Below are 7255 nucleotides of genomic sequence, written 5' to 3'. Positions count from 1 at the left end.
TCTAACAGCTTAAGCAACAAGATGGATAATTCCTTACTGGCTGTAAGGGATATTAACCATAAATATATTGTAGTAGTAGAGAAAGGTGATATAACGAGGAGCGGATTGTGATATGAAAGCAGAGAAAGTATTAGATGATGATCTTGCATACGAGATATTATCTGTGGTAGAGGAAATACCGGAAGGAAATGTGGCTACTTATGGTCAGATTGCCCGTTTGATCGGCAGAGAGAAAAATTCCAGATTGGTGGCACGGGTGCTTTCCCATGCGGAGTATTATGGTGAATTTCCCTGTCATCGAGTGGTAAATCATATGGGACGGACAGCACCGGGATGGAGGGAACAGCGTTTCCTTTTAGAAGATGAAGGCGTGACATTCAAAGAAAATGGATGCGTGGATATGAAGAAATATCAGTGGGATTGCTGAAAGATCGGGGCAAAGAAAATGAATGAGAAAGATTTAAAAAGTTTTCTGACTGTATATCAGGAAAATAGTATCAGTCAGGCGGCAAAAAAATTATTTATTACACCGCAGGGATTGAGTAAGAATATTAAAAATCTGGAACAGGAATTGGATACAATTTTGTTTGAAAGAACGAAAAACGGAGTGCATGCGACAGAGAGCGCACATATTTTGAATGAAAAGGCACAGCGATTGATTTTGGAATATGATGAGATAAAAAGAGCAATGCAACACAATGGATTGGGGCAGAAAACGCTGCGTATTGGATGTGCAAATGGAATTCTTAACTTACTTCCGTTTTCTGTTTTGAAAGAGTTTATGGAGTGTTATCCGGATATACAAGTGGAATGGGCGGAATACGAGAATGAAGTAGTTCGAGATAAACTGATAAAATCTGAAATAGAATATGGATTTGTAGTAGGTTCGTGGAATGAAGCTACGGTGACTGTAAAGAAACAGTATGAAACAAATTTAGTGTTGCTGGTTTATGCCGGGCATGAATTGTATCAGGAAAAAAGTATTTGTCTGGAGCAGTTAAAAAACGAAAAAATCATTTTGTTGAATGAAAAGTTTCATATTTTTCACAATCTGGTTGATGCATGTAAGGCAAGGGGATTTTTCCCACAGATTATAGCAAAGACATCGGATGTCAGTTCACAATATAAATTATGCAGGGAAGGATTCGGACTTGCTGTAGTACCGGAATTTGTTAAAAATGAATTTCAGATGGAACATTTGCATGCAGTTCCGTTTGATGAGAAGATTAAATGGGAAGTGTACAGTTGCTATAAGACTTCTATGAAAGATTACAGTGCAGTAAAGCTATTTCATGAATATTTAAACAGAGAATAGCGTCAATGAAACAATCAGTTGTTAGTTCTCAACAGATTGTTGCTATGCAGAATCCCTTTTGTCAATTTATAATAAATGCAGAATAAAAAAGGCAGAAGGAAGGAAGCAGACATGAAATACAGAGAATTATATCAGCCGGTGCGTGTCGGTTCTGTAACCATAAAAAACCGGTTTGCGCTGGCTCCGATGGGACCGCTTGGGCTGGCTGATGCGCAGGGCGGCTTTAATCAGAGAGGAATCGATTATTATACAGAACGTGCAAAAGGCGGTACAGGTCTGATCATTACCGGAGTTACTTTTTCGGATTGTGAAGTAGAGACGCAGAGTATGCCAAACTGTCCGAATTCAACTTATAATCCGGTGCACTTTATCAGAACAAGTAAGGAAATGACAGAACGCATACATGCCTATGGAAGCAAGGTGTTTCTGATGATGTCAGCAGGCTTTGGACGCGTGACGATACCGACGAATCTTGGCGAATTTCCACCGGTGGCACCATCTGCGATACCACACCGATGGCTGGATAAAGTCTGTCGCCCATTAACGAAAGAAGAAATCCGCAGTATTGTGAAATCTTTTGGAGATGGAGCTTATAATGCAAAACGAGGCGGTTTTGACGGTGTGGAAATCCATGCTGTTCATGAAGGATACCTGCTGGATCAGTTTGCAATTTCCATGTTTAATCAGAGAACGGATGAATATGGCGGCAGTTTGGAAAATCGGCTGCGTTTTGCGAAAGAGGTTGTGGAAGAAATCAAGCGTCGCTGTGGCGATGATTTTCCGGTTGTACTTCGTTTCAGTGTAAAGAGTATGATCAAAGACTGGAGAGAGGGTGCGCTTCCGGGAGAATCTTTTGAAGAAAAAGGCCGTGATATTGAAGAAGGACTGGAAGCTGCAAAATTACTTGTTTCTTATGGTTATGATGCACTGGATACGGATGTTGGAACTTATGATGCATGGTGGTGGAATCATCCGCCAATGTATATGGAAAAAGGGCTGTATCGTCCGTATTGTAAAATGGTGAAAGAAGTTGTGGATGTTCCTGTGTTGTGTGCTGGAAGAATGGATAATCCGGACATGGCAGTAGAGGCTGTTAAAAATAATGAATGTGATATGGTGAGCCTTGGCAGACCACTATTGGCAGATCCTGATTATGTCAATAAACTTCGTGCCGGCAGAGTTGTGGAAATCCGCCCATGTATTTCCTGTCAGGAAGGCTGTATGGGACGTGTACAGGAATATTCCATGATCAATTGTGCCGTAAATCCGCAGGCTGCCAGAGAACGGGTGACAGCATATGAACCAATTTTAAAACCGAAAAAAGTTATGATTATCGGTGGTGGTGTGGCTGGATGTGAAGCTGCAAGGGTACTTGCAATTCGTGGTCATAAGCCGGAGATTTTTGAAAAAGATCCGGTACTTGGCGGAAATCTGCTTCCAGGTGGAGCACCGGAATTTAAAGAGGATGATCTGGAACTTGCAAAATGGTATACACATCAGATGGAAATCCTTGGAGTGCCGATACATTATGGCACAGAGGTGAAGAAAGAAGATGTGTTAGGGCAGCAGTATGATACTGTGATCATCGCAACCGGATCCATACCAAAACGTTTTTCTCTGGGAGATGATGAAAAAGTATATACTGCAGCAGAAGTACTGATGAAGGAAAAAGACTGTGGAGATACAACTGTTGTAGTTGGCGGAGGACTGGTCGGATGTGAAACCGCACTTTGGTTGGCACAGCATGGGAAGAATGTAACCATCGTCGAGGCTCTGGGTCAGTTGATGGCAGTAAATGGTCCGTTATGTCATGCAAATCATGATATGTTACTGCGATTGCTGCCATTCCATGGAGTAAAAGAATTATTAAATGGGAAAGTGAAAGGCTACACCAATGGTATACTCACTGTGGAGCAGAATGGTGCGGAGCAGACCCTGCAGTGTGACAGTGTAATCTTATCCGTTGGATATCAGTCAGAAAATAGATTATATGAAGAACTTCAATTTGATATTCCGGAAATTTATCTGTTAGGTGATGCGAAGAATGTAAGCAATATCATGTATGGCATTTGGGATGCTTTTGAAGTGGCAAATCATATTTAGAAGAAATATATGTAGTAAAAATACAGGATGCATGTCTGTTTTATTGTAAATAAGACAGATATGCATCTTTTTTGTAACAAGCTGATCATACAAAAAAATTATAATGCGATATTTTTATGGTATTTTACATTACCCGGGTTGATCCGTACAATAGACATATAAAAACTTGTGGCCGCAAGTAGTGTATAATGGGTTAAGAAGGTAAAGGAGAGGTAAAATGGCTATATTAGAACAATTGCAGGAACAGATTGAGGATTTAAAGCAGGAATTAGAAATTCAGAAAGCGGATAAACAAGAGTTACAGCGTCTGAAAGATGTTCAGGAAATTCAGAATGTGATGTGTCAGTATGAATATTTACATTATCCAATTCTGTTTCCAGAAAAATTAAATGTATTTGCACTTGATATGCCGGATGTAAGCATGGATGTTGGGGATTCCGGAGTATTTGTCGGACGTGAAGGTATTGAAACGGTATTTTTGAAAATCCTTGGTTCCGCAAGATTTGCAAAAGGTGCATTTTTTATGCATTGTATTACAACACCGATCATTGAAGTTGCAAAAGATGGAAAAACAGCAAAAGCAGTGTTTATGTCACCTGGATTAGAAACATATTATGAAGATCATTCACATGTTCCGCCAGAGTGTTATATTCCGGAAAAGGCAAAAATGGAAGCATACTGGTGTTGGGGAAAATACAGTGCTGATTTCATTAAAATCAATGGGGAATGGAAAATTTGGCATCTGAAATGGTTCAGAGATATGAGATGCGACTATTATAAAAGCTGGGTGGATGATACAGCGGCTGTGGCAGATAAAGCAAGTTATCAGAAGCGTAAAGATAATGTGGATATGCCATTTCATAAACCAATGAAATTCCATCAGCCATATAAACAGACAGAGCGAAAGGTTCCGGTTCCGCGTTATCCAAAACCATATGATACATGGGACGAAAAAGATGCAGACTGGGCATTCAGAGATTTTGAAGATGTGGTTGGAAAAACCGAATACGATATTGAAAATCGTATGTGGTAACGGCGGAAAACGTACAAAAAAAGGAGAATGAGTATGTCAGGGTTAACAATATGTATCATTACAATCATTGCACTTGCAATTTGTATTGTAATAGGACAGAAATTTAATACAAATATAGGTGTGCTTGCATTGATCGCAGCAAGTTTTCTTGGAATCTTTATATTTCATATGAGACCATCTGAGATTTATATGCACTGGCCGATTTCAGTTGTTTTACAGATGATAATTGTAACATTTTTCTATGGTTTTGCTACTGTCACAGGAACAGCCAAGTATATGGCAGACTGGGCAATATACTCTGCAAGAAAGTGTCCGGCATTACTTCCGATCATCTTTTTCTTAGTAGATTTTGGAATGATGGCAATTGGTATTAATCCGGGTGCTGTAACAGTATTCCTTGTTCCGGTATTTATTGAAATCTGTTATCAGTCCGGCATTTCTGAAATGGTTGTATTGACAGGCCATTCACTTGCTCTGGGAGCTGGATGTACTTCTCCAATTGGTTCTATTGGAATCATTGCAAAAGGTCTGTTTGATATGTTTGGATTTGAAGGTCAGGGAGCAACGCTCTTACCAAGAATCTGGCTTAATTTCGTAATCGTAAGTGTAATTTGCTTTATTGCAGTGTACTTTATTTTCGGTGGTTACAAAATGAAAGTATCCGGAGATGTTCAGCGTCCGGGAGCACCAACACCACAGATTAAGAAAAACCTTATTTTAATTGTATTTTGTGTATTATTATTTGTAATTCCAATGATCTTAAATCTCGTTGCACCTCAGGTTGCACTATTTGGAATTTTGAAAAACGGCATGGATGTACTGATGGTATATTCTATTGGAATTGTCTTAGCAGTATTGTTAAAACTTGGAGATGAGAAGACTGTATTAAAAGAGCAGGTTCCGTGGAGTACAATTATTCTGGTAGGCGGCTGTGCAACATTAGTAGCTGTTTGCAGCGCAATGGGACTTGGCGAATATCTGTCCGGACTGATCAGCGGTATTTCCAATACATCTCTGATCGCACCGGTAATTACAATTATTTCCGGTCTGGTAAGTCTTGTATCAGATTCTACAGCTGTCGTATTCCCACTGTTCTTCCCGGCAGTAGCAGGAATTTCCGCAGCAACAGGATTGACAGCGACAAAACTGTTCTCCTGCATTATGACAGGTGCTATTTTGGCAGGTATTGCACCGATTTCTTCCGGTGGATCCATGAATCTGTCATTTGTAAAAAAAGAGCGTAAAAATAAAGTATTTTTAATGTTATGGATTTACAGTCTGTGTCTGATCGTTGTGCTTGGTCTGATTACAGCAACTCCATTAGTAGGATAAGGAGCAGAAATGGAATATAATGTAGATATTTGTATTGTAGGTGGATCGGGAGCCGGTCTGTCGGCTGCAATCCGTGCGACAGAGGCAGGTGCAAATGTACTGGTTCTGGAAAAAATGGGCAGTACAGGTGGATGTACAAAAATGGCCGGTGGTATTATGGGCATAGGAACACATTTACAAAAAGAAGCAGGATTGGATTATTCGGTAGAGGAAATGTATAAAGAAGTTATGGCTATTTATAACTGGGATTGTAATAGCATTCTGGTGAGAGACTGGTATGATCATATTGGGGACAATATCAGTTGGCTGGAAGAACTCGGCGTAGAATTTTCTGAAATTCTGGAAGTGACAGGAAACAGAGGAAAACTCCGGAAAACACATCATGTAACAGCGGACTCAGAAACCGGAAAAAATATGTGGCTGGCATTACAGAAAAGATGTGATGAATTAGGCGTTCCAATCCTGACGGAGACAAGGGCAAAACATTTGATTGTAGAAGATGGTAAAGTAACAGGTGTGAAAGCTGAAAATGCAGAAGGAGAATTTTTTGTACATGCGAAAGCTACCATTCTTGCGACGGGTTCAATTTCAGCAAATGATAATCTGATCCAACGTTTTTTTGGAACAGATAAGTATAAAAAAGTTCGTATTATGGCAAAAGTTCCGCATAATACAGGAGACGGTCTGTTGATGGCAGAGGAAATCGGGGCACAGATTGGAAAATTATCAACACTTTATATCGGACCTCACAATCATTTCCCGGGAGCTAGCGAGGCTGTAGGCGTGGTACCGAGACGGCCATATGCAATAAAAGTAAATCGAAATGGCAAACGTTTTGTAGACGAGTCTTTGTATACGGATAGTCATAGCTGGTATCAGAGTATATCAATTGACCGTCAGCCGGGAAAAACCTGCTATGCGATTATTGATTCCGATATTTTGGATATGTATAAGCAAAACAAAGTTGAAATGGGCTATATGGAAAGACGTTTCAATCGTCGTGACAAATATCCTTTTGAGTGGATTGACAAACTGGATGAAGGTTTTATACATGAGCAGGAAGCCGGAAGAGCAAAAATTGCAAATGACTTTGACGAGATCGCAGAATGGATCGGATGTGATAAAGACACGTTGCGTAATACGATAGAAAAGTATAATGCAGCCTGCGATGCCGGACATGATTCCAGATTTATGAAAGATCCATATTATCTAATGGCAATTCGCAAACCTCCATTTTATGCAGTTGCCGGTCCGAGTGGTGTTGATACATTTATTGGCGGTGTACAGATTGATGAATCCTTCCATGTATTGAACAATGACGATGAACCAATTCCGGGATTATATGCGGCTGGAGTTGTAGCGAGTGGATGGCTTGGTAATTTCTATGGAAACCCTGGATCTGAAATGAGTTTTACCTTATACTCGGGTCAGAATGCAGGAAAGATTGCATTTGCAGAAACTAAGTAGCAACA

General features: G+C 40.1%; 6 protein-coding genes. All 6 read left to right on the top strand.

Going from position 1 to position 7255, the window contains the following annotated elements; genetic code table 11:
- The first annotated feature begins 112 nt into the window (after window positions 1-112).
- The 6 genes from Q0I54_RS06325 (at window position 113) to Q0I54_RS06300 (ending at window position 7250) form a co-directional block, all read left to right on the top strand.
- Entirely contained in the window at window positions 113-427 is a 315-nt protein-coding gene (locus tag Q0I54_RS06325; protein ID WP_296117356.1) for an MGMT family protein, read from the top strand.
- Window positions 428-445: 18 nt separating this feature from the next.
- Entirely contained in the window at window positions 446-1315 is an 870-nt protein-coding gene (locus Q0I54_RS06320) for a LysR family transcriptional regulator (protein ID WP_296117355.1), read from the top strand.
- Window positions 1316-1426: 111 nt separating this feature from the next.
- Window positions 1427-3418, top strand: coding sequence for an FAD-dependent oxidoreductase (locus tag Q0I54_RS06315; RefSeq protein WP_296117354.1), 1992 nt, complete (start codon window positions 1427-1429; stop codon window positions 3416-3418).
- 217 nt (window positions 3419-3635) lie between these two features.
- Window positions 3636-4451 carry a nuclear transport factor 2 family protein gene (locus Q0I54_RS06310; protein WP_296117353.1) on the top strand — a complete coding sequence of 272 codons (816 nt, stop codon included), beginning with the start codon at window positions 3636-3638 and terminating at the stop codon, window positions 4449-4451.
- 33 nt (window positions 4452-4484) lie between these two features.
- Window positions 4485-5783 (top strand): SLC13 family permease, encoded by a 1299-nt coding sequence (locus Q0I54_RS06305; RefSeq protein ID WP_296117352.1) that lies wholly within the window; start codon window positions 4485-4487, stop codon window positions 5781-5783.
- 9 nt (window positions 5784-5792) lie between these two features.
- Complete coding sequence (locus Q0I54_RS06300; protein ID WP_296117351.1) at window positions 5793-7250, top strand: FAD-dependent oxidoreductase; 1458 nt, start codon at window positions 5793-5795, stop codon at window positions 7248-7250.
- Window positions 7251-7255: the final 5 nt, after the last annotated feature.

It is taken from the genome of uncultured Eubacterium sp. (genome assembly GCF_934295145.1).
Classification (GTDB): Bacteria; Bacillota; Clostridia; order Lachnospirales; family Lachnospiraceae; genus Eubacterium_I.
The sequence above is the reverse complement of the archived record's forward strand: the minus strand, read 5'-3'. Positions and strand labels throughout refer to the sequence as shown.